At 68.1% G+C, this 22652-nt stretch carries 24 protein-coding genes; 4 read left to right on the top strand and 20 right to left on the bottom strand.

Annotation, left to right across the window (positions count from 1 at the left end):
• Position 1: 1 nt before the first annotated feature.
• Genes UC35_RS21380 through rlmB form a run of 3 tightly spaced genes read right to left on the bottom strand, consistent with a single transcriptional unit; the run spans position 2 to position 1784 of the window.
• Positions 2-334: a hypothetical protein gene (locus UC35_RS21380; protein WP_061503307.1), complete on the bottom strand. Its 333-nt coding sequence runs from the start codon at positions 332-334 to the stop codon at positions 2-4.
• A complete protein-coding gene (locus UC35_RS21375) occupies positions 331-1053 on the bottom strand; it encodes an SIR2 family NAD-dependent protein deacylase (RefSeq protein ID WP_061503305.1) in 723 nt (240 codons plus the stop codon). Before UC35_RS21375 ends, UC35_RS21380 begins: the two co-directional genes overlap by 4 nt.
• A complete protein-coding gene (rlmB, locus tag UC35_RS21370; protein WP_061503303.1) occupies positions 1050-1784 on the bottom strand; it encodes a 23S rRNA (guanosine(2251)-2'-O)-methyltransferase RlmB in 735 nt (244 codons plus the stop codon). Before rlmB ends, UC35_RS21375 begins: the two co-directional genes overlap by 4 nt.
• Before the next feature lie 65 nt (positions 1785-1849).
• Here rlmB and UC35_RS21365 point away from each other — a divergent pair, with 65 nt between their 5' ends.
• Both UC35_RS21365 and UC35_RS21360 read left to right on the top strand, forming a co-directional pair.
• A complete protein-coding gene (locus tag UC35_RS21365) occupies positions 1850-2722 on the top strand; it encodes a c-type heme family protein (RefSeq protein ID WP_061503301.1) in 873 nt (290 codons plus the stop codon).
• Between the two features lie 19 nt (positions 2723-2741).
• On the top strand, positions 2742-4823 hold the full coding sequence (locus tag UC35_RS21360; protein ID WP_061503299.1) for a protein kinase domain-containing protein: 2082 nt from the start codon (positions 2742-2744) through the stop codon (positions 4821-4823).
• Here the strand turns inward: UC35_RS21360 and UC35_RS21355 are convergent.
• Positions 4795-5520 carry an ABC transporter ATP-binding protein gene (locus UC35_RS21355; RefSeq protein ID WP_061503297.1) on the bottom strand — a complete coding sequence of 242 codons (726 nt, stop codon included), beginning with the start codon at positions 5518-5520 and terminating at the stop codon, positions 4795-4797. The genes UC35_RS21360 and UC35_RS21355 overlap by 29 nt on opposite strands.
• Between UC35_RS21355 and UC35_RS21350 the strand changes: the two genes are divergently transcribed.
• Together UC35_RS21350 and mnmH are read left to right on the top strand one after the other, a co-directional pair.
• Positions 5507-6157 (top strand): arylesterase, encoded by a 651-nt coding sequence (locus UC35_RS21350; RefSeq protein ID WP_061503990.1) that lies wholly within the window; start codon positions 5507-5509, stop codon positions 6155-6157. The two genes, UC35_RS21355 and UC35_RS21350, sit on opposite strands and share 14 nt — an antisense overlap.
• Entirely contained in the window at positions 6154-7212 is a 1059-nt protein-coding gene (gene mnmH, locus UC35_RS21345; RefSeq protein ID WP_061503294.1) for a tRNA 2-selenouridine(34) synthase MnmH, read from the top strand. The genes UC35_RS21350 and mnmH overlap by 4 nt, the downstream gene beginning before the upstream one ends.
• Before the next feature lie 6 nt (positions 7213-7218).
• On the opposite strand, the gene UC35_RS21340 is transcribed toward mnmH, so the two are convergent.
• The 16 genes from UC35_RS21340 to ispG all read right to left on the bottom strand — a co-directional run bounded on the left by UC35_RS21340 (position 7219) and on the right by ispG (position 22639).
• Positions 7219-7407: a hypothetical protein gene (locus tag UC35_RS21340; protein WP_061503989.1), complete on the bottom strand. Its 189-nt coding sequence runs from the start codon at positions 7405-7407 to the stop codon at positions 7219-7221.
• Between the two features lie 76 nt (positions 7408-7483).
• A complete protein-coding gene (locus UC35_RS21335) occupies positions 7484-8065 on the bottom strand; it encodes a hypothetical protein (protein ID WP_061503291.1) in 582 nt (193 codons plus the stop codon).
• 56 nt (positions 8066-8121) lie between these two features.
• Positions 8122-9324, bottom strand: coding sequence for a PLP-dependent transferase (locus UC35_RS21330; protein WP_061503289.1), 1203 nt, complete (start codon positions 9322-9324; stop codon positions 8122-8124).
• 121 nt (positions 9325-9445) lie between these two features.
• On the bottom strand, positions 9446-9970 hold the full coding sequence (locus UC35_RS21325; protein WP_061503288.1) for a phosphoribosyltransferase: 525 nt from the start codon (positions 9968-9970) through the stop codon (positions 9446-9448).
• Between the two features lie 4 nt (positions 9971-9974).
• Positions 9975-11306, bottom strand: coding sequence for an adenylosuccinate synthase (locus tag UC35_RS21320; protein ID WP_061503286.1), 1332 nt, complete (start codon positions 11304-11306; stop codon positions 9975-9977).
• 31 nt (positions 11307-11337) lie between these two features.
• Positions 11338-12498 carry an ATP phosphoribosyltransferase regulatory subunit gene (locus tag UC35_RS21315; protein WP_061503284.1) on the bottom strand — a complete coding sequence of 387 codons (1161 nt, stop codon included), beginning with the start codon at positions 12496-12498 and terminating at the stop codon, positions 11338-11340.
• Between the two features lie 56 nt (positions 12499-12554).
• A complete protein-coding gene (locus tag UC35_RS21310) occupies positions 12555-12743 on the bottom strand; it encodes a DUF2065 domain-containing protein (RefSeq protein WP_061503282.1) in 189 nt (62 codons plus the stop codon).
• 12 nt (positions 12744-12755) lie between these two features.
• Positions 12756-13661, bottom strand: coding sequence for a protease modulator HflC (hflC, locus tag UC35_RS21305; protein ID WP_061503280.1), 906 nt, complete (start codon positions 13659-13661; stop codon positions 12756-12758).
• A 14-nt stretch (positions 13662-13675) separates the two neighbouring features.
• Complete coding sequence (hflK, locus tag UC35_RS21300) at positions 13676-14992, bottom strand: FtsH protease activity modulator HflK (protein WP_061503278.1); 1317 nt, start codon at positions 14990-14992, stop codon at positions 13676-13678.
• A gap of 23 nt (positions 14993-15015) precedes the next feature.
• Positions 15016-16218, bottom strand: a complete 1203-nt coding sequence (gene hflX / locus UC35_RS21295; protein ID WP_415752688.1) for a GTPase HflX — start codon at positions 16216-16218, stop codon at positions 15016-15018.
• 40 nt (positions 16219-16258) lie between these two features.
• Positions 16259-16507, bottom strand: a complete 249-nt coding sequence (gene hfq, locus UC35_RS21290) for an RNA chaperone Hfq (protein ID WP_061503275.1) — start codon at positions 16505-16507, stop codon at positions 16259-16261.
• 133 nt (positions 16508-16640) lie between these two features.
• The gene (gene der / locus UC35_RS21285) at positions 16641-17984 is read right to left on the bottom strand and encodes a ribosome biogenesis GTPase Der (RefSeq protein ID WP_061503273.1); all 1344 of its coding nucleotides are present in this window, start codon (positions 17982-17984) and stop codon (positions 16641-16643) included.
• A gap of 98 nt (positions 17985-18082) precedes the next feature.
• On the bottom strand, positions 18083-19243 hold the full coding sequence (gene bamB / locus UC35_RS21280) for an outer membrane protein assembly factor BamB (protein WP_061503271.1): 1161 nt from the start codon (positions 19241-19243) through the stop codon (positions 18083-18085).
• On the bottom strand, positions 19240-19932 hold the full coding sequence (locus UC35_RS21275) for a YfgM family protein (RefSeq protein WP_061503270.1): 693 nt from the start codon (positions 19930-19932) through the stop codon (positions 19240-19242). Before UC35_RS21275 ends, bamB begins: the two co-directional genes overlap by 4 nt.
• A 79-nt stretch (positions 19933-20011) precedes the next feature.
• Positions 20012-21367, bottom strand: coding sequence for a histidine--tRNA ligase (hisS, locus tag UC35_RS21270; protein WP_061503267.1), 1356 nt, complete (start codon positions 21365-21367; stop codon positions 20012-20014).
• Between the two features lie 3 nt (positions 21368-21370).
• Positions 21371-22639 (bottom strand): flavodoxin-dependent (E)-4-hydroxy-3-methylbut-2-enyl-diphosphate synthase, encoded by a 1269-nt coding sequence (gene ispG, locus UC35_RS21265; RefSeq protein WP_061503265.1) that lies wholly within the window; start codon positions 22637-22639, stop codon positions 21371-21373.
• Positions 22640-22652 lie beyond the last annotated feature (13 nt).

The following is a 22652-nucleotide window of genomic DNA, read 5'->3' as shown; positions in this document are numbered from 1 at the left end:
CTCAGCGCGGGTTCTCGAAAAAGACGTAGTTGACGTGCTCGCCGACCTCGAAGTACATCTTCTTCTCCCCGGGGTCAACCGTGAAGTTCAGGTTGTCATCGAGCACGCCATAGCCGAACCGATAGGCGCGCATGCGGTTGTCATCGGTGCCGAGCGCGGTGCTCAGCTTGTCCACCGCGATCCAGCGGCGCACCAGCTTGTCGCCGGCGTACACCTCGACCACGCCATTGGTGCCGGTCCAGTTCTGGATGTCCCGCCCCAGTTTGTTCTGCTGCTCCTGCGTGCAGGCGGCCAGCAGCAGCGTGCAGGCGGCGGTCGCGATCAGTCTCTTCATGGCCAGTTCTCCAGCAATTGCGGCAGCAGCGTGGCGGCTGTGCCGCTGAGCACGGCATCCGCCGCGTCATCGAGCTCGGTCGGCTCCGGATTGAGGATGGCCACCCGGCCGCGCGCCATGCGCGCCAATCCTGCCGCAGGGTAGACCACGCCCGAGGTGCCGACCACCAGCATCAGCTCGCACTCGCGCGCGGCGCGCTCGGCCTCCTCGAAGGCCTGTTCGGGCAGCATCTCGCAGAACCAGACCACCGCCGGCCGGCGCAGGTTGCCGCACACGCCGCACTTCGGCGGGCGCCCCGGCAGCGGCGCCTGCGTCCCGCAGCAGGTGCGCGGCACATCGAGCCAGCGGTCCTCCATGATGTTGCCGTGCAGGGCCAGCACGCCCGGGCTGCCGGCGCGCTGATGCAGGCCGTCGACGTTCTGCGTGATCAGGGTCAGGCGCCCCGGATGCCGCTGGGCGAAGGCGGCCAGTGCGACATGGCCGACGTTCGGCGCGACCTCGGCGATCATGGCGCGCCGCATCGCATACCAATCCCAGACCAGGGCCGGGTTGGCGCGGAAGGCCTCCTCGGTCGCCAGCTGCTGCGGATCGAACCGGGCCCACAGCCCGGTCTGCGCGTCGCGGAAGGTGGGCACGCCGGACTCGGCGCTCATGCCGGCGCCGGTGAGGACGGCGATGCGCCGGGCATCGACTACCCATTGGCGCACTTGGTCGATCACGAGCGCTGCCTCAGCGTTTCGTACAGGCAGACGCCGCTGGCCACCGAGACGTTGAGGCTTTCCACCCCGCCGCGCATGGGAATGCTCACCAGTTCGTCGCAGTTCTTGCGCGTCAGCTGGCGCATGCCGGCGCCCTCGGCCCCCAGCACCCAGGCCAGCGGCCCCTTGAGGTCGGCCTGGTAGAGCGTGCGCGGCGCGTCGTCGCTGGTGCCCACGCACCAGATGTTGCGCTCCTTCAGCTCCCCCAGCGTGCGCGCGAGGTTGGTGACCATGAAGTACGGCACCGTCTCGGCGGCGCCGCTGGCCACCTTGGCGACGGTGGCATTGACGCCCACGGCGTGGTCCTTGGGCGCAATCACCGCATGGGCGCCGGCGCCGTCGGCCACCCGCAGGCAGGCGCCCAGGTTGTGCGGGTCGGTCACCCCATCGAGCACCAGCAGCAAGGCCGGCCCCTGCAGCGCATCCAGCAGGTCGTCCAGCGAATTCGACCTGGCCACCGGCTCGGCGCGGGCGGCGACGCCCTGGTGGCCGTGGCTGCCGGCCAGCTTGGCGATGCGCACGCCGTCGGCCTCGATGACCCGCACGCCGGCTTCGGCGGCACGGGCGAGGAACTGGCGCATGCGCGCATCCTTGCGGGACGGGTCGGCGTAGATCTCGATGATCGAGCGTGGCGCGGTCTTGAGCCGCACGCCCACAGCATGGAATCCGAACAGCACTTTCGCGGAAGACATCACGGAATTATCGGTTGGTACGGCCCGGTCCCATGTATAAACTCGGCCGTAAGGAGCGAGTGGGTATGGGACTGCGACTCAAATTCAACCTGGTGCTGATCGTCGTTTTCGCCGCCGGCCTGGCGGCGGCAGCGTATGTGTCGCGCCAGCTGCTCCTGGAAAACGCCCGCGACGAGGTGGTGCGCGATGCCCGCCTGATGCTCGAATCGGCCCTTTCGGTGCGCACCTACACGGTCGACCAGATCCGCCCGCACCTGATGAAGCAGCTCGACGAGGTCTTCCTGCCCCAAACCGTGCCTGCTTTCGCCGCCACCGAGACCATCAACACGCTGCGCAAGAAGTACCCCGAGTACTCGTACAAGGAAGCCGTGCTCAACCCCACCAACCCGCGCAACCGCACGCTCGACTGGGAAGCGGACGTGGTGAACCGCTTCCGCAACTATGGCGACAAGGAAATCGTGTCCGAGCGCCAGTCTTCCACCGGCCGCAGCCTGTTCATCGCCCGCCCGATCCAGATCTCCAACGCCGGCTGCCTGCAGTGCCACGGCACCGCCTCTTCCGCCCCGCCCACCATGATCAAGATCTATGGTGAGGCCAACGGCTTCGGTTGGAAGCACAACGAGATTGTCGGCGCCCAACTGGTCACCGTGCCGATGGACGTGCCACTCGCCAAGGCTGAACGCGCATTCACCACGTTCATGGCTTCGCTGGCCGCCGTTTTCGCCGCCGTCTTCATCGCGCTGAACATCATGCTGTCCTGGCTCATCGTGCGCCCGATCCGCAAGATGTCCGAGGCGGCGGACAAGATCTCGACCGGTGACTTCGGCGTGCCTGAATTCAACGAAAAGGGCAGGGACGAAGTGGCCGTCCTGGGCAGTTCATTCAACCGCATGCGCCGCAGCCTGGAGAAGGCCATGCAGATGATCGCCGACCACTAGCCCGGCGGGCCTGCCAAGGATGACAGCGGACGCCGCTCCCGTCAGCGCGCCGCCCGCACCGGGCGACGCCGCATCCCTGCCCGCGGGCATGCGGCTGGCCGACTACGAGATCGAGCGGACGCTGGGCGGCGGCGGCTTCGGCATCACCTATCTCGCGCGCGACAGCAACCTGCAGCTGCCGGTCGCCATCAAGGAATACTTCCCCGGCGACCTGGTCACGCGCGAATCCGACAGCTCGGTACGGGTGCGCGGCGGAAACGCCGCCCACCAGGAGCAGTACGACTGGGGCCTGGAGCGCTTCCTCGACGAGGCGCGCGCCCTGGCGACCTTTCGGCACCCCAACATCGTGCGCGTGCTGCGCTACTTCCGCGAGAACGGAACGGCGTACATCGTCATGGAGTACGAATCGGGGCAGTCGCTCAAGCGCTGGGTGCCGCAGAACGCGCCGCTGTCGCGGCATGCGCTGCTGTCCGTCATCCACCCGCTGCTCGACGGGCTGGAAGCCGTCCACAAGAACGGCTTCCTGCACCGGGACATCAAGCCCGACAACATCTACGTGCGCGCCGACGGCACGCCGGTGCTGCTGGATTTCGGCGCGGCGCGGCGCGTCTCGGCGCAACAGGACCTCACCAATATCGTCAGCCCCGGTTTCGCGCCCTTCGAGCAGTACCACTCGCAAGGCAACCAGGGGCCGTGGACCGACCTCTATTCCATCGGCGCGGTCATGTACTGGATGATGACGGGCAAGAAGCCGATGGAATCGGCCGCCCGCGTCAAGCAGGACAGCATGCTTCCCGTGTCCAGCCTGGCCGAGGCCGGGGTGTTCGGCGCGCCGCTGCTGCTGGCGGTCGAGTGGGCCATGCACCCGGACGAGAGCCGGCGCCCGCAGGCGGTGTCGCCGTTCAGGGCCGCCATCCAGGACGCGGACCAGCCGGAGCGCCCGCAGGTCGACATCGAAGTCGCGCCGGACCCGGCCGCCATAGCCGTTGCCGGCCACGCCCCCTCGATGCCCGGCAGCGTGCCCTCCGGCAGCACGAGTTCCATGCGCCGCAACCTGCTGTGCACCATCATGTTCCTGGACCTGGTGGGCTACTCGCAGCGCTCGGTCGACGACCAGGTGGCGCTGCGGAAACTGTTCAACGACATGCTGGCCAGGGCGCTCAGGGGGGTGCCTGAGGACAGCCGCATCTCGATCGACACCGGCGACGGCGCCGCGATCTGCTTCATGGGCGACCCGGAGGAGGCGCTCAACTCCGCCATGCTGCTGCGCGACCTGCTGCAGCAGCGCCGAGCCCTGACGGTGCGCATCGGCCTGCACATGGGCCCGGTGCGCGTGATCTCCGACATCAACGACCGGGTGAACGTCGTCGGCGACGGCATCAACGTCGCGCAGCGCGTGATGGACTTCGCGCGCAGCAACCAGGTGCTGGTCTCGCGCTCGTACTACGACGTGATCTCGCGCATCACCGACGACACGGCCGGCCTGTTCCAGTTCCTCGGCCAGCATGAGGACAAGCACGGCCGCATGCACGAGGTGTACGCGGTGGCCGCACAGCGCGGCGTGCATACCACCCAGCGCGAAGGGCCTTCCACCGGCTACACCCAGACCCTGCCCGTCAAGGGCACGTCGCTCGATCCGGGCGAGGTCCACGAGATCGAGGCCGAGCTCGCGCGCCACATCGGCCCGCTGGCCAGGGTGCTGGTGCGCAAGGCGCAGGCGCTGGCGCCCACCACGGCGGCGCTGCGCAAGGCGCTCGCCCCCTCCATCCAGGAACCCAAGTCGCGCGAAGCCTTCAGCGCCGGCGGCCACAGCGCCCCGGTCAGCCAGCCCGCCAGCGGAAGGCGCGACTCGTCCGCGCGCACGCCGGTCGCGAGGCGTTCGGTCCCGCGGCTGGACGCGACGCCCGAAGAGATCGCCGCAGTGGAACAGCAGCTGTCGAGATACATCGGCCCGATGGCCCGGGTGCTGGTCCAGAGGGAAGCCGCACGCTCGCCCAGCTTCAAGCATTTCGTCGAGGCCGTGGCAGGCAACATCGACCAGCCCGCACAGCGGGAACTGTTCCTGCGCTCCCTCAAGCACTCCCTGCCAAGGCGGCACTAGCCGGACCAGGAACCGCGGCGGCCTCGTCATTGGCAACGCGGCCGGCGTCGATGCTGATGCGCCGTTCGCAACGCGCCGCGATGCCGCGGTCGTGCGTCACCAGCACCAGGGTCGTGCCCCGCTCCCGGTTCAGGTCGAACATCAGCTGCATGACAGTCTCGCCCGTGGCGAAGTCGAGGCTGCCGGTCGGCTCGTCGGCCAGCAGCACGGCCGGCTGCACGACGAAGGCGCGGGCCAGCGCCACCCGTTGCTGCTCGCCGCCTGACAGCACCTTGGGATAGTGGCCCAGGCGGGCGCCCAGGCCCACCCGCTCCATCATCTCGGCGGCGGCCTTGCGCGAGTCGCGCCGCCCGGCCAGCTCCAGCGGCAGCATCACGTTTTCCAGCGCGGTGAGATTGCCCAGCAGTTGGAAGCTCTGGAACACGAAGCCCACCTGGCGCGCCCGCAGCGCCGCCCGATCGTCCTCGTCCAGCACGAACAGGTCCTGGCCGGCCAGCCGGACAGTGCCGCGCGTGGGCGTGTCCAGGCCGGCAATGATGGACAGCAGCGTGCTCTTGCCGGACCCGGACGCGCCGACGATCGCGACGGTTTCGCGAGGCGCGAGCGAAAAATGGATATCGCGCAAAATGTCGAGCGTGCCCGTCGAATCGCTGACGGACTTGTGTACGTGCTCGACGGAGATGATGGATTCGGACATTTCTTGTGCAGGTTGGAAACGCCGCCACTTTATCGCGGCGGCGCTGACCGCTCCCTGGACGCTCGCGAACGCCGCGGCGCCCCGGACGATCCTGGTGGTCGGCGACTCCCTGAGCGCCGAGTATGGCTTGTCCCGCGGCACCGGCTGGGTCGCGCTGCTACAGGAGCGGCTGTCGCAGCAGAAGATCGCCGCCCGGCTCGTCAACGCCAGCATCAGCGGCGACACGACATCCGGTGGCCGGTCGCGGCTGCAGTCCCTGCTCACGCAGCACAAGCCCGATATCGTGGTCATCGAACTCGGTGGCAACGACGCGCTGCGGGGGCTACCCTTGCAGATGACCGAGGACAACCTGGCCCACATGGCGCAAGCCGCGCGCAAGTCCGGCGCCAGCGTGCTGATCGTGGGCGTGCAGGTGCCGCCGAACTACGGCGCCGACTATGCCAACCGCTTCGCCGGGCTGTTCGAGAAGGTGGCCAAGGCCAACCAGGCCTCCGGCGCGCCCTTCCTGCTGGCGGGCCTCGTCGACGGGCCGGACCCGGCGCGCTGGTTTCAGCCCGACCGCATCCACCCGACGGCCGAGGCGCAGCCGCGCATGCTGGACAACGTCTGGCCCGACCTGAAGAAGCTCCTGCGATGAGCGTGCAGGCCATTCCCGCCGCGGAGGCCATGGAGCGGCTCTCCGAGTTCAGCACCATCATCGATGCGCGCACTGAAGCCGAGTTCCAGGACGACCACCTGCCCGGGGCCGTGAACTGGCCGTCGCTCAACAACGCCGAGCGCGAGCTAATCGGAACCATCTACAAGCAGGTGAGCCCCTTCGAGGCGCAAAAGCGCGGCGCCGCCCTCGTCGCGGCCAACATCGCCCGGCACATCGAACGCTTCGTGCTGGAGAAACCCCGCACCTGGCAGCCGCTGGCCTACTGCTGGCGCGGCGGCAAGCGCAGCGGGTCGCTGGCCCTCGTGCTGGGCCAGATCGGCTTCCGCGTGACGCTGGTCGAAGGCGGCTACAAGGCCTTCCGTGGCGCGGTGCTGGGGTCGCTCCCGCCGCTGGCCCAGCGGCTGCGCTGGCGCGTGATCTGCGGGCCCACCGGCTCCGGCAAGACGCGGCTGTTGCAGGCGCTGGACGCTGCCGGCGCGCAGGTGCTCGACCTGGAAGGACTGGCGAGCCACCGCAGCTCGGTGCTGGGCCTGATTCCGGGTCAATCGCAGCCTTCGCAAAAGCATTTCGACACCCTGGTCTGGAACCGGCTGCGCGGGTTTGACCCGTCGCGCCCGGTGTTCGTCGAGAGCGAAAGCCGCAAGGTCGGCAACCTGGCGGTGCCCGAGGCCCTGATTGAATGCATGCGCCAGGGCGAGTGCCTGCGCCTGGTCTTGGCCGACGAGGAGCGCGTGGCGCTGCTGATGGAAGACTACGACTTCTTCGTCAAGGACGGTGCCTTCTTCTGCGAACGCCTTGCGGCCTTGACACAGCTGCGTGGCAAAGCGCTGGTCGGACAGTGGCAGGACCGGGTGCGCGCCGGCGATTGCGAGAGCGTGGTGCGCGAACTGCTTGAGAAGCACTACGACCCGGGCTACGCGGCGTCGATACAGCGCAACTTCAAGCGTTTCGGACAGGCGCACGACCTGGTGCTCGCCGACCGCTCGGCCGCGGCGATGGCGGCGCTGGCCGAGTCGCTGGCCGACGAAGCCTGAGCGGGCCTACTCTCCAATCCGCGGCGCGGGCGGGGCGCCGTCCATCTGCACTTCCGCAGGCTCTTCGGCACTTCCCTGCCCCGCATCGCCAAGGCCGGCCTTGCGTTCGGCCTTGGCCTTGAGCTTGTCTTCCTTCTTCTTCTTCTTAGCCAACTCTTTTTGTCGTTTCTCGTAACCGTAATTCGGGGTTGCCACAGTGGACGCCTCCTGAAGGTGAATTGGCCCACTGTAAGGCATTTGCCCGGCCACTGGGAAGCCAGCAGGAAGCGGCTCAGCTCTGCACGTCGATGTGGTAGAGGCCCCAGGGGCACAAGGCAAAACGCTGGTCCACCGGCTTGGCCGCCATGTCGGGGAAGCGGTCGGCGTCATACACGGCCCACAGGGGGCCCAGTCCGCCCAGGGGCATAGGCTTGCCGTCCAGGTGCGTCGCGACGATGAAGCGGTACTTCTGGGCATCTGCCACGCTGATCGCCGGTGCGTAGCCGTCGATCGCCCGCATCGCCAGCTTGCCGCCGGTGGCGCCGGCCGCCTGCAGCACGGTGCTGAGCAGGGGGCCGCGCAGTTCGTGCGGCCTCTGGTCGTATTCCAGGGTCGGCTTGATCGTCACCGCCGGCATCGCCGCGAGTTGGGCGAAATCGAAGGCATGCGCCTTGTCGAAGGCCAGCTTCTGCTTGCCCATCATCTGGTCGAGCACGGCATCGAACGGTCCGCGATTCGTCTTGCTGATGGCGCCCGTCACCGTGAGCAACGCCGGGCCACCGCTCGAGCGCTTGTCATTTTTCTTTTGCGCGTGTGCGGCCAGCGGGGCCGCGACACCTGCGGCCGCGGCCGCCAGGAACTGCCTCTTCTTCATCGGGAATCCTTCTGCAATTTTGGCCGGCGCATGATAGCCGAGCGCCGGCGAAGCGCTCATGCCATTGCGTGAAGGGCCTGCTCCAGATCCGCGCGCAGGTCGTCCGCGTCCTCCAGCCCCACCGAAAAGCGCACCAGGATGCCCTGGTGCGGCCAGACGGAGGGCTGGCGCAGCAGCTTCATGTCGTAGGGCACGACCAGGCTGACCGGCCCGCCCCAGGAGTAGCCGAGCTTGAAGAGCCTCAGCGCATCGCAGAAGCGATCGATCTGCGCCACGCTGTAGCGCTCGTGGAAAACCACCGAGAACAGGCCCGCGGCGAGTCCTTCCGCCGAGGCGCCGCTGAGTCCCGGTTTGCCGCCGCACAGTGCCCGCCAATGCTCGTGTCCTGGCGATCCCTCGAAAGCCGGATGCAGCAGCTGCGAGACCTCCGGGCGCGCTTTCAACCATCCGGCCAGCTGGCGCGCTGCGGCGTCGTGGGCGCGGTAGCGCACCGCCAGGCTCGGCAGCGAGCGAAGCACCGCCTCGGCGTCGTTGCCGCCGATGCCGAAGCCCATGCGCATGTGCGTGAGCTTGAGCTGCAGGTGAAGCGCCTCGTCGCGCGTGACGATCGCGCCCATCAGCACGTCGCCACCGCCGCTGGGGTACTTGGTCAGCGCATGCACGACCATGTCGGCTCCGGCGTCGAAGCCGTTGAAGGCCACGCCACCGGACCAGGTGCTGTCCAGCCCGCTGGGCACGCCTCGCTCGCGGCAGATGCGAGCCAGTTGCGGCAGGTCGGGAAACTCCATGGTCACCGAGCCCGGCGCCTCCAGCCACACCAACTTGGTCTTCGAGCCGATGCGGGACGCGAGGTCCTCCGGGCGCATGGGGTCATAGAGCTGGTGGGTGATGCCCCATTGCCTGAATTCGCCCTCGGCCAGGACCCTGTTGGGACCGTAGGCGTTGTGCGGAATCAGCACCTCGTCGCCGGACCTGAGCAGGGACATGCCGACGTTGGCGATCGCCGCCAGGCCGCTGGGCACCAGCACGCACTGGCTGCCGCCTTCGAGCATGGCAATGCGCTCCTCCAGCATGAAGGTGGTCGGCGTGCCGTGCAGGCCGTAGGTGTAGCCCTGCTTGCTCTTCCAGTCGCGCGCGCGCATGGCCGCGACGTCGCGGAAGATGACGGTGGATGCCTTGTAGACGCCCGGCTGCGGGGCCGCGAAGCCCGCGGGCGGGACGTAAGGGTGGTGAATCAGGTCCGTGATCGGCTTGCTCATGCAAGCATCCTACCCGCGCAGCGGCACGTTGGCCGCGCGTAGTCACACGCCGAGCGGTTCCCCATGTGAAGACGATCCGGCTTTGCCGGTCCTCTTCACACTGATCAAACCACGTGAACGCTTAGACCTTCCACTTTTCGAGCAGCTGCTGCGGGCGCAGGCTGTCGTAGGCTTCGAAGGGCTGGTGGATCCAGGGATTGGTGGGCAGGAACTCCACCGAGTAGTCAGGCGTGAATTTCGAGATGCCCTTGGTCCAGATCACCGCGCTGCGCAGCTCGGTGATGGGCTTGTAGCTGGTGCGCAGCATCTCGAGCACCGAGTGCAGCGTGGCACCCGAGTCCGCCAGGTCGTCCACCAGCAGCACCTTGCCGGCGATCTCGCCCTTGGGCGTGGTGATGTAGCGCGCAATGTCCAGGTGCCCCTGCACCGTGCCGGCCTCGGCGCGGTAGGAACTGGTGGACATGATGGCGAGCGGCTTGTCGAAGATGCGCGACAGGATGTCGCCGGGGCGCATGCCGCCACGCGCCAGGCACAGGATGGTGTCGAACTGCCAACCCGACTGGTGGATCCTGATCGCGAGCTTCTCGACCAGGTTGTGGTACTCGTCGTAGCTGACGTACAGGTGTTTGCCGTCTTCGGTCAACATCGTTTCAGTCCGCCAAGTAGGGGTGGCGCATCATGATCGTGTGGTCACGATCGGGGCTGGTCGAGATGATATCGACGGGAACGCCGGTCACCTGCTCGATGCGCTGCAGGTACAAACGCGCATTGACAGGCAGCTTGTCGTATTGCGTCACGCCCACCGTGCTCTCGCTCCAGCCGTCCATGGTCTCGTACACCGGCTTGCAGCGGGAAATGTCGTCGGCGCCCAACGGCAGGATGTCGATGTGCTGCCCGTCCAGTTCGTAGCCGGTGCACAGCTGCAGTTCCTCCAGGCCGTCGAGCACGTCGAGTTTGGTGATGCACAGGCCCGACAGGCCGTTGACCTGGGCGCTGCGCTTGAGCAGCGCGGCGTCGAACCAGCCGCAGCGGCGGCTGCGACCGGTGGTGACGCCCTTTTCCGCGCCCACGGTGGAAAGGTGCCAGCCCACGGTGCCCGGCGTCTGCCAGTCGAGTTCGGTGGGGAACGGGCCGCCTCCCACGCGGGTGCAGTAGGCCTTGGTGATGCCCAGGATGTAGTGCAGCATGCCCGGCCCCACGCCCGCACCCGCGGCCGCGTTGCCCGCGACGCAGTTGCTGGACGTGACATAGGGGTAGGTGCCGTGGTCCACGTCCAGCAGCGTGCCCTGCGCGCCCTCGAACAGCAGGTTGTCGCCGTGCAGGTGCGCCTCGTTGAGCTCGCGCGACACGTCGGCGATCATGGGCTTGAGCAGCTCGGCATGGCGCATGCACTCGTCCAGCACCGGCTGGAACTCGACCGGACTGGCGTGCAAGTACTGGGTGAGCGCGAAGTTGTGCAGGTCCAGCAGCACGCGCAGCTTCTCCGCGAAGCGCTGCGGATGCTTGAGGTCCTGCACGCGCAGGGCGCGGCGGGCGATCTTGTCCTCGTAGGCGGGGCCGATGCCGCGGCCGGTGGTGCCGATCTTCTCGGTGCCGCCCTTCTCGCGCAACTGCTCGCGCGCGATGTCCAGTGCCGAATGGAAGGGCAGGATCAGCGGGCAGGCCTCGCTGATGCGCAGGCGCGAACGCACCTCGACACCGGCTTTTTCCAGGCCTTCGATCTCCTCGAACAGCTTGGCTGCGGACAGCACCACGCCGTTGCCGATGTAGCACTTCACTCCGGGGCGCATGATGCCGCTGGGGATCAGGTGCAGCGCCGTCTTCACGCCGTTGATCACCAGGGTGTGGCCGGCGTTGTGGCCGCCATGGAAGCGCACGACGCCCTGAGCCATCTCGGTCAGCCAGTCGACCAGCTTGCCCTTGCCTTCGTCACCCCACTGGGTGCCGACCACGACCACATTGCGGCCCTTCGTCTTCGTCATCACAGGCTTTCGAAAAAGAGAATTCAGGGGATCAGAGGGCCATCACGCGCCAACGGCCGCCATCGCGCGCCAGTTGGCGGTCGCAGTGGAACTCGTCCACTTCGCTTTCATGGCCCGGCAGCACGCAGACCACGGTCTCGCCCTGCCCGCGCAAGGCGGCGATCGCCTCGCGCAGCTCGGCGGCATCCGGCCCGCCTTCGACCCAGGGCGCGCGGATCGCGGCCTTGAGCGGACGCTTCGCCGCCACGGCAGCGAGCTCCTTGATGTCGAGGCTGAAGCCGACGGCATGCCGGTTGCGGCCGAACACCGCGCCGACTTCGTCATAGCGCCCGCCGCGCACCAGCGCGTCGCTGGCGCCGGGGGTGTAGATGAAGAAGCGGGCGCCGCTGTAGTAGGCGTAGCCGCGCAGGTCGCCCAGGTCGAACCCGATGCGGGCGCCCTGCACATGGCCCGCGAGCCAGCGCAGGTTGGCCAGCGCCTCGCGCAGCGCCGGCGAGGACGGCAGGACCTTTTCGGCCTCGGCCAGCACCTTCTCGTCGCCGTACAACGAGACCAGCGCGCGCAGGCCCTCGCGGGCGGCGGCGGGGAAGTCGCGGGTCAGCGCGGCCAGTTCGCTGGCATCCTTGGCCGCGAGCGCCGCATGCACGCGGCCGATGGCAGCGGAATCCACCGGTACGCCGGCCAGCAGCGAGCGCACGATGCGCACGTCGGCCATGTCCACCGTGAGCGGGCCGACCCGGGTGGCCTTCAGGCAGTCGAGCGCCAGCAGCAGCGCCTCGAGGTCGGCTTCCTGGCCCGCATGGCCGTAGATCTCCGCGCCGAACTGAAGCGGTTCACGGGTGGCGTGCGGACGGTCGGGGCGGGTGTGCAGCACCGGGCCGCAGTAGCACAGGCGCGCCACGCCGCGCCGGTTGAGCAGGTGGGCGTCGATCCGGGCGACCTGCGGCGTGGTGTCGGCGCGCAGGCCCATCATGCGGCCCGAGAGCTGGTCGACGAGCTTGAAGGTCTGCAGGTCCAGTGCTTCGCCGGTGCCGGTCAGGAGCGACTCCAGGTGCTCCAGCAGCGGCGGCATCACCAGTTCGAAGCCGTAGCCCCGCGCAGTGTCCAGCAGTTCGCGTCGCAGTTCCTCGATGTGCCGGGCCTCGGAAGGCAGTACATCGGCGATGTGATCCGGCAGGACCCAGGCGGACATGGTTTTCGGGCGCTGTTAAAAAAAGTATTGTACCGGGCGGTACAAGGGCGCTTTTCTTACGATGCCAGCCAGAGCATGAAGAGCCCCAGCAGGATGCTGCAAAGGCCGAAGAAGCGCAGCTGCCCGTCCTGCATGGTCAGCAGCCGCAGGAACAGCTGGCGCCAGCCGCCGGGCGAGAAAAAAGGAAACAGGCCCTCGAGCACCAGCACGAGGGCCAGCGCCGTCCAGAGCGCACCCCAATCCAAGGCCTGAGGCCCCTACTTCTTGGCGGGTGCCGCGCCGGGCGCGCCGCCGCCCCGGAAGGCCTTGAAGAACTCGGAGCCGGACGGATCCACCACCAGCACGTCGCCCTTCTTGTTGAAGCTGGCCTTGTAGGCTTCCAGGCTGCGGTAGAACTGCGCGAACTGAGGATCGCGACCGAAGGCCTCGGCATAGACCGCGGCGGCCTGGGCGTCGCCCTCGCCCTTGATCTTCTGCGCGTCCCGGTAGGCATTGGCGATGGTCACCTCGCGCTGGCGGTCGGCGTCGGCACGGATCTTCTCGCCCTCGGCCGCGCCGGTAGAGCGCAGCTCGTTGGCCACGCGCTTGCGCTCGGCTTCCATGCGGCGGTACACCGATTCGGTGATGGCTTCGACGTAGTCGGCGCGCGTGATGCGCACGTCCACCACGTCGATGCCCCAGGGCCGCGCGCCCTTCACCACCTCGAGCACTTCCTGCTTGACGTCGGCCATCAGCTGTTCGCGCTTGGACGACAGCAGCTCGCGCACCGTGCGCCGGTTGATCTCTTCCTGGAATGCGTTGCGGACCACGCGATTGAGCTGGTTCGCGCCGGCGGCTTCGTCCAGCCCAACGTTGCGGATGTACTGCAGCGGGTCGGTGATGCGCCAGCGCACGTACCAGTCGATCACCACGCGCTGCTTCTCCAGCGTCAGCATGGGTTCGGCGTCGGGACTGTCCAGCGTCAGCAGGCGCTTGTCGATGTAGGAAACGTTCTGGAACGGCGGCGGCAGCTTGAAGTTGAGGCCCGGTTCGGTGATCACTTCCTTGATCTGCCCGAGCGCATACACCACGCCGAACTGGCGCTGGTCCACGACGAACAGCATGGAGCTGAGGAGCGCCAAGGCAACCAGCGCGGACGAAACGATGAAACCGATTCTGTTCATATCTCTGGGCCCCCTCAGCGCGTCTCGCGTTCGCGGCTGCGCGTGTCGGTGCGGCCGCGCGGGTCGGGCGCGGAGCCGCTCGTGACCGGCGGCGGCGGCGCAGTGGCCGGAGCCTCGCCGGCGCCCGGCGCCGCGGCGCCGCCTTGCGTGACCTGCTGCATGATCCTGTCCAGCGGCAGATACAAGAGGTTCGATCCCTGCCGCGATTCCACCAGCACCTTGGTCACGTTGCTGTAGATCTGCTGCATGCCTTCCAGGTACAGCCGGTCGCGCGTCACCTGCGGGGCGCGCTGGTATTCGGTCAGCAGCGACTTGAAGCGCTGCGAGTCGCCCTGCGCCTGCGCGACGATGCGGGCGCGGTAGCCTTCGGCTTCCTGCGTCAGCCGCGAGGCCCCACCGACCGCGCGCGGGATCACGTCATTGGCATAGGCCTGTGCTTCGTTCTTGGCGCGCTCGCGCTCCTGGCCGGCCTTGAGCACGTCATCGAACGCGGCCTGCACCTGTTCGGGCGGACGCGCGCCGCCCTGCTGCAGGTTGATGCCCACGACCTCGACGCCGATGTTGTAGCGGTCGAGGATGGTCTGCATCAGCGCACGCACGCGCGGCGCGATCTGGTCGCGCTCCTCGGCCAGGGCCGAATCCATGCGCATCTTGCCGACCACTTCGCGCACCGCGCTCTCGGCCGCCTGCACCACGGCCTCGGCCGGGGCCTTGCTCTCGAACAGCCAGGCGCGGGCATCCTTGAGGCGGTACTGCACCGCGAACTTGAGCTCGACGATGTTCTCGTCCATCGTCAACACCGCCGACTCCCGCAGCCCGGTGGCCTTGACGATGCTGTCGCGGCCGATGTCGACCGAGCGGATCTGCGACACGTAGATGCTCTCGTGCCGCTGGATCGGGTACGGCAGGCGCCAGTTGAAGCCCGCGCCGACGGTGGCCTTGTAGCGGCCGAACTGCGTGATGACGGCCTGCTGGCCCTCCTGCACGATGAAGAAACCGGTGCCCAGCCAGATCAGCACCACCACCGCAGCCACCAGCCCGGCGCCGATGCCGGCACTCTTCATGTCCGGCGGCCCGCCGCCGTAGTCGTTGCCGCCGCGGCGTCCCTTGCCGCCGAACAGCCCGCCGAGCTTGCGGTTGAAGTCGCGCCACAGCTCATCCAGGTCGGGCGGCCCCTGGTTGGGGCCGCGCCCGTCGTCCGGCCGCTCGGGCCGGTTGCCCTCGGATTGCTTATCGTCGCCCCGTCCCCAACGCGGATCGTTCAGGTTGAACATTCCCCTGATCCGGCCTTTCAGCTCCGCCCAAGGCAGGCGGCGTAGTCGAAGGTTCATGCGCGTCGTTCTCTTGTGTTTCTTCAGTGCGAATTGTGCCTGTTCAGGCGGCTGGTTTCGTGAAATTCGGCATCGTTTGCCGTTTCCTGGGCGTCGCGGCCTTGCACTTCGCGCGCGAGCAGGCGCCGCAGCTCACCCAGTCCGGCGCCGGTGCGGGCGCTGGCGAATACACGCGGCACGCGAACGCCCTCGAGGTCGTAGACATCGCTTTGCGTCCGGGGCAGCTGATCCGACGGCATGGCGTCGATCTTGTTGAACAGCAGCAGCTGCGGGACATGCTCCGCCCCGATCTCACGCAGCACCCGCTGCACCTCGGCAATCTGCTCGGGGTGGTTCGGATTGGCCGCATCGACCACGTGCATCAGCAGGTCGGCATCGGCCGCTTCCTGCAGCGTCGCCTGGAACGCATCGACCAGGCCGTGCGGCAGGTCGCGGATGAAGCCCACGGTATCCGACAGCGAGACCGACCGTCCGGCACTACCGTCCTGGTCGGCCAGGTACAGCTGGCGGGTGGTGGTGTCCAGGGTGGCGAACAGCTGGTCGGCCGCATACGCCCGGGCCTTGACCAGCGCGTTGAACAGCGTGGACTTGCCGGCGTTGGTGTAGCCCACCAGCGAGATGTTGAAGGCCCCGCGCCGCTCGCGCTGGCGGCGCTGCGTGCTGCGCTGCTTCTTGACCTTCTCGAGCCGCTCGCGCGTCCGCTTGATGGCGTCGCCGATCATCCGGCGGTCGAGTTCGATCTGCTTTTCACCCGGGCCGCCGCGAACGCCCGCCCCGCCGGTCTGCCGCTCCAGGTGCGACCAGCGGCGCACCAGCCTGGTGCTGACGTACTGCAGGCGCGCGAGCTCGACTTGCAGCTTGCCTTCGTGGCTGCGCGCCCGTTGCGCGAAGATCTCAAGGATCAGCAGGGTGCGGTCGTTGACCGGACGGTCCAGGTGCCGTTCCAGGTTGCGTTGCTGGCCCGGGCTGAGCGCCTGGTCGAATAGGACCTCGGTGGCGCCGAGCTCATCGGCCAGCGCCTTGATCTCGTCGGCCTTGCCGCGGCCAATGAAAAGCGCCGCGTCCGGGGCCTTGCGCTTGCAGGCCACGCGCGCCACCGGCTGCAGGCCGGCGGTCTCGGCCAGCAGGCCCAGCTCTTCCAGCTCGGAATCGAAATGGGGCAAGCCCAGATCCACGCCCACCAGGATGGCAGGCGCGGCCGGGCGTTCGGTCGTATCAGGGATCAAATCGTGGACTGCGGTGGGGGCATCCCCGGAACGCTGCGGCTCAGCTGGCGCCGCCTTCGCTGCTTTCAGCCGCCTGGAAATTCACGGCGCGGCCGGGAACGATGGTGGAGATGGCGTGCTTGTAAACCATCTGGGTCACGGTATTGCGCAACAGGACCACGTACTGGTCGAAGGACTCGATCTGCCCCTGCAGCTTGATACCATTGACCAGGTAGATCGAGACCGGCACATGCTCGCGGCGCAAGGTGTTCAGGAAGGGGTCTTGTAGTAATTGCCCTTTGTTGCTCACGATATTCTCCGTGTTCTTTCCGCTGTCGGAAGTGTTGTTGGGAACTGCACCTTACCACAGCAACACCGCTGTGCAAGTAGGCGAAGGCTGATGAAGGGCCGGGTCTGTCGCGCGGAGCCGGCCGGTGCAGGCTTCAGCCCGCGTCCTTTGCCGCATAGGGGTTGCGCGAGGTCTTCATCTCGATGCGCAGGGGCGTCCCCACCAGATTGAATTCCTTGCGAAAGCGCCCCTCAAGGAATCGCTTGTAAGCATCGGTGACATGTTCCAGCGAGTTGCCGTGGATCACGATCACCGGCGGGTTCATGCCGCCTTGGTGCGCGTAGCGCAGCTTGGGACGGAACATGCCGGAGCGCTTGGGCTGCTGGAACTGCACCGCCTCCAGCAACAGCCGCGTAAGCACCGGCGTGGACATCTTGGCCATGGCGGAGCGGTACGCCTGCGCGATCGCGGTCCACACGGGCCCCAGGCCCTGGCGCTTGATGGCAGAGATGAAATGCAGCGGGGCGAACTTCAGGAAGGCCAGCCGCGTCTCGATCTGGCGCTGCACCTGCTGGCGCTGGTAGTCGTCCACCGCGTCCCACTTGTTGACGGCCAGGACCACGGCCCGGCCGCTCTCGAGGATGTAGCCTGCGATGTGCGCATCCTGGTCCGTCACGCCCTGGGTGGCGTCCAGCAACAACAGCACGACGTTGGCGGACTCGATGGCCTGCAGCGTCTTGACCACCGAGAACTTTTCGATCGCCTCGAACACCTTGCCCTTGCGCCGCAGGCCTGCGGTGTCGATGAGCTCGAACTTCTGGCCTTCGCGCTCGAAGGGCACCGAGATCGCGTCGCGCGTGGTGCCCGGCAGGTCGAAGGCGACCAGGCGTTCCTCGCCCAGCCAGGTGTTGATCAGCGTGGACTTGCCGACGTTCGGCCGACCGGCCACCGCCAGCTTCACGATGCCGGTGTCCTCGGCCTCCGCCTCCTCCTCCGGCTCCGGCAGGTCCAGCGTCGCGAAGGCTTCTTCCACGAGGCTGCGGACGCCCTGCCCGTGCGCGGCCGAGACCGGATGGATCTCGCCCAGTCCGAGCTCGTAGAACTCCGAGAACTGGATGCCCTCGGTCATGCCTTCGGCCTTGTTGGCCGCGAGCACCGTGGGCTTGCCCAGCTTGCGCAGGTACTTGGCGATGTCGTGGTCCTGCGCGGACAGCCCGCCGCGCGCATCGACCACGAACACCACCACGTCGGCCTCGGCGACGGCCTGGCGCGTCTGCTTGGCCATCTCCATGTAGATGCCGCTCTCGGCGGTCGGCTCGAAGCCGCCCGTGTCGATCACGATGAATTCGATCCGGCCCTGCTTGGCGTTGCCATAGTGCCGGTCACGCGTGAGACCGGCGAAGTCGGCGACGATCGCGTCGCGCGACTTCGTGATTCGGTTGAAAAGGGTCGACTTGCCGACGTTGGGCCGGCCGACCAACGCAAGAACGGGCTTCATCAGCAGCTACGCCTGGGCGCCGCCGGGCCGCCCCAAGGCGCGAGGGCCCCCTCGGGGGGCAGCGCACTACACGAAGTGAGACGCGCGGGGGCCAACATTTACTGGGGCACGAAGCCGTAGACGCCGCCGCTACGCGTGACGACGACCAGTGTGTTGCCGGCAAGCACCGGGGCGGCCGCCACGGCCGACGAGTCGGTGGCCACGCGGTTCAGCAACTTGCCATCCTCGCGCGAGAGAATGTGCACATAGCCGAAGCTGTCGCCCACGACGACGGAACGGCCCAGCGACAGAGGCGCCGTCAGGCCCCGATGCAGCAGCATCTCCGAGGTCCAGGCACGCTCGCCGCTGTCGCGCTTCCAGGCAACCACCTTGCCGTCGGCTTCGCTGCCGAACAGCAGCGTGCCGTCGCCATCGACCCCTTCGGCCCCGTTGGCCTGCTTGGACCAGACGACGGCACCGCGGCGGGTGTCGACGCAGCCCACGCTGGTCTGGAAGGCGCGCGCGCAGACGACATCGCCCGTGCGGCTCACCCGGCCGACCAAGTCGACCAGCCGCTCCACGTCATTGATGCCGCGGGGCGTGGCGATCGGCGCCTCCCAGCGCCCCAGCCCGTTCTGCGGATTCAAGCCCGCCAGGCGGCCGGACAGGCCCACCACCAGGGTATCGCCGACGGCCAGCATGACGCCCGGCTGGCGCAGCACCAGCGGTTCGCCCGGGCGCGACTGCGACCAGAGCTTGCGTCCGGTCTTGCCGTCGAACGCCGACACCGCGCGGTCGGCCGTCAGGACGAAAACGCGGGCGCCCGCCACGAAGGGCGCGGTGTACGCGCCGGCGGCCAGGCGCTGGCGCCAGATTTCCTTGCCTTCCTCGAAGGCCACCAGGTCGTTGGCGCGGGTGACGACGGCGCTGACCTTGCCATCGCTGCCGACGCCCGCGGCGATCGGGCCACCGGCGCTGGCGCGCCAGAGTTCACGTCCGCTCGCCGCATCGAAGGCAGCGACCGAGCCGTCGCTGCCGGCGACCACGAAGCTGCTGCCGTTGGCGTTGACGGTGAGCGGCATGTCCACCGCGCCGATGCGCGCCGTCCAGGCGGAACGCATGCCCAGGGTCGCCGGATTCGGCGTCAGTTCGGCGGGCTTCGGCTTTTCGGAGCTGCTCAGGAAAGATGGCAGGGGCAGCGAAGAGCAGGCGGTCAGCGTCGCGACGCCCAGCGCGATGCACAGGCGGCGGCCGCCCGTCACGATGGAAGCGCGCCTCATGACTTCGCCACTCCGGAGGCGGCGCCGGCCGGCGCCGGCGCGATACTCTGGGTATCGACCCCGAGCGCGGCAAGCTTGACCTCGATGATGCGGCGATAGTCGCTGCGCTCGTCGATGCCCTTGTAGGCCTTAAGGTACTCGTCCTTGGCTTCCGCCTTCTTGCCTTGCAGGCTGTAGACGTCGCCGCGCCGGTCGGCGGCGAGCGATTCGAAATCCTTGGGGAAACCGCCCGCCAGTTGCTTGAGCGCTTCGTCGTAGGCCTTGGCCTCGACGGCGATGGCCGCCAGCCTCAGGCGGGCGACGGCCTGGTAGCCCTCGTCCGAGGACTTCTCGGCCACCCAGCCCAGCGCGGCCTTCACGCCGTCGGTGTTGCCCTTGTCGGCCATGACCTTGGCGGCCAGCAAGCCTGCCTGCTGGGCGTAGGCGGTGCGGGCGAACTTGTCCTTGATGTCGGCGAAGGCGCGCTCGACACGGGCCGTGTCACCGGCAATCGCGGCGCGCTCGACCTCGTCGTAGAGCGCCGAAGCCTGCGCCGCCTGCGTCCGCTGCCAGTAGTTCCAGCCGTTCCACGCGGCGATCGCCCCGAACACGACGATCAGGATCCATGTGATGAGGTTGCCCCATTCGTTCCAGAAGTGCCTGAGTTCGGCAAGCTGCTCCTGTTCCTCGAGGTCGAGATGTTTGGCCATTGGGTGTGCTTGATTCTTGTGGGGGCCGCGCGTGCGGCAACCCGAGATTGTAGTCAGGGCCTGTCCAGCCCAACAGTCCTTAGGCCTTGAGCAGCGCCGCCCAGGCGGCGGCCTCGGCCAGCGGCCGCTGCTCCTGCGCGCCGGCGCCGTCGCGCAGCGCCTTGACGGTGACCGCGCCCTGCGCGACCTCGTCGTCGCCGAAGATCAGGGCGTAGCGCGCGCCGCTCGCGTCGGCCTTCTTGAGCTGGCTCTTGAACGAGCCGCCGCCGCTGTGCATCACGACGTCGACCCCGCCGGCGCGCAGCGCCTCGATCACCGGCATGGCCCGGGCCAGGGTGCCGTCCGAGCCGAACACTGCATAGGCCGCCGGCGCGACATCCGGTCCCTGCAGTGCTAGGGCGTCCAGCAGGAGCAGCAGGCGCTCGATGCCCAGGCCGAAGCCGATGGCCGGCGCACTTTTGCCGCCCATCTGGCCGATCAGGCCGTCATAGCGTCCGCCGCCGCAGATCGTGCCCTGCGACCCGAGATGCTCGGTGGTCCACTCGAACACGGTGCGGTTGTAGTAATCCATGCCGCGCACCAGCCGCGTGTTGATCCGGTAAGGCTGGCCGGCCGCCTCCAGCAGGCGGCACACGGCGTCGAAGTGGGCCTTGGATTCGGCGCCCAGGAAGTCGATCAGCTTCGGGGCCGACTCGACGATCTCCTGCATGGCCGGATTCTTGGTGTCCAGGATACGCAGCGGATTCGAGTGCAGGCGGTTCCTGGCGTCGGCGTCCAGCAGCTCGGCATGCCGCTCGAAGTGCTCGATCAGCGCCGCGCGGTGCGCGCGCCGCTCCTCGGGCTCGCCCAGCGTGTTGATCTCGAGCCGGTAGTGCACGCCTTCGGCCAGGCCCAGTTCGCGCCAGAGGGCGCGGCCCATGAGGATCAGCTCCGCATCGACCTCGGGGCCCGCGAAGCCCAGCGCCTCGACGTCGAGCTGGTGGAACTGGCGGTAGCGGCCCTTCTGCGGCCGCTCGTGGCGGAACATGGGCCCGGTCGTCCAGATGCGCAGCGGCCCGTTGTACAGCGCGTTGTGTTCGACCACCGCCCGCACGATGCCCGCGGTGGCTTCCGGCCGCAGCGTGAGCCGGTCGCCGTTCATCGAATCGACGAAGGAGTACATCTCCTTCTCGACGATGTCGGTCACCTCGCCCAGGCCGCGCACGAACAGCTGCGTGGGCTCGACGACCGGCGTCACGATGTACTGGTAGCCGTAGCGCGCCATCACGCGGCGCACCACGTCATCGAACCATTGCCAGGTGGCGTTGCGCGGCAGGACCTCCTTGCGCGGCACCGATGCCGGCAGGATGTCGTTCATGCCCTTGACGCCGCTGATCTTGTCGGCGCCGGCAGGCTTGGGGGCGGCCTTGGCGGCCGTGTTGATTTCCAAAGTCATGACTCAGGCGTGATCGGCCACGTGGCCGAAACGCTTCTCGATGTATTCCTCGACGATACGCTGGAAGTCGCGGGCGATATTGTCCCCGCGCAGCGTCATCGCCTTCTGGCCGTCGATGAACACCGGCGCCGCCGGCGCCTCGCCGGTGCCCGGCAGGCTGATGCCGATGTCGGCGTGCTTGCTTTCGCCCGGGCCGTTGACGATGCAGCCCATCACGGCGAGCTTCATGGTCTCGACCCCGGGGTATTTCGCGCGCCACACCGGCATGCTGGAGCGCAGGTGGTCGTCGATCTGCTTGGCCAGTTCCTGGAAGGTCGTGCTGGTGGTGCGTCCGCAGCCGGGGCAGGCGGTGACGCTGGGCACGAAGCTGCGCAGGCCGAGCGACTGCAGGATCTCGGCGGCGATCACCACTTCCTGGGTGCGCGGCTCGCCCGGCTGCGGTGTCAGGGACACGCGGATGGTGTCGCCGATGCCTTCCTGCAGCAGCAGGCCCATGGCCACGCTGGACGCCACGGTCCCCTTGGTGCCCATGCCGGCCTCGGTCAGGCCCAGGTGCAGCGCGTAGTCGCAGCGGCGGGCGAGTTCGCGGTAGACGGACACCAGGTCCTGCACGCCGCTCACCTTGCACGAAAGGATGATTTGCGAGCCGTCCATGCCCAGGCTCTCGGCCTGCCGGGCGGATTCGATCGCCGAGGTGACCAGCGCCTCGTACATCACGGCCTTGGCATCCCAGGGATCGGCGCGGCGGCTGTTCTCGTCCATCATCTGCGCCAGCAGTTCCTGGTCGAGGCTGCCCCAGTTGACACCGATGCGAACGCACTTGTCCCAGCGCATCGCGGCTTCGATCATCTGGGCGAACTGGCGGTCGCGCTTCTCGCCCTTGCCGACGTTGCCGGGATTGATGCGGTACTTGGACAGCGCCTGGGCGCAGTCGGGGAATTCGGTGAGCAGCCGGTGGCCGTTGTAGTGGAAGTCGCCCACCAGCGGCACATCGATGCCCATGCGGTCCAGCTGCTCGCGGATGTACGGCACCTGCGCCGCCGCCTCGGGCGTGTTCACGGTGATGCGCACCAGCTCCGAGCCGGCCAGCGCCAGCTCCTTCACCTGGATCGCGGTGGCCACGGCCTCCTGCGTGTCGGTGTTGGTCATGGACTGGATGCGCACCGGCGCGTCGCCACCGATGGTGACGACGTTCGATCCCCACACCGCGCGCGCCTGCCGCGTGCGGCGGGACAGCGGCGATGCCGCGGCGACCGGCAAAGATTCCTGCATTACGGCCTGTTCA

Source organism: Ramlibacter tataouinensis (assembly GCF_001580455.1).
In the GTDB taxonomy this organism is placed as follows: Bacteria; Pseudomonadota; Gammaproteobacteria; order Burkholderiales; family Burkholderiaceae_C; genus Ramlibacter; species Ramlibacter tataouinensis_B.
Note: the sequence above shows the minus strand (reverse complement) of the source record. Positions and strands in the feature narration are given on the sequence as shown.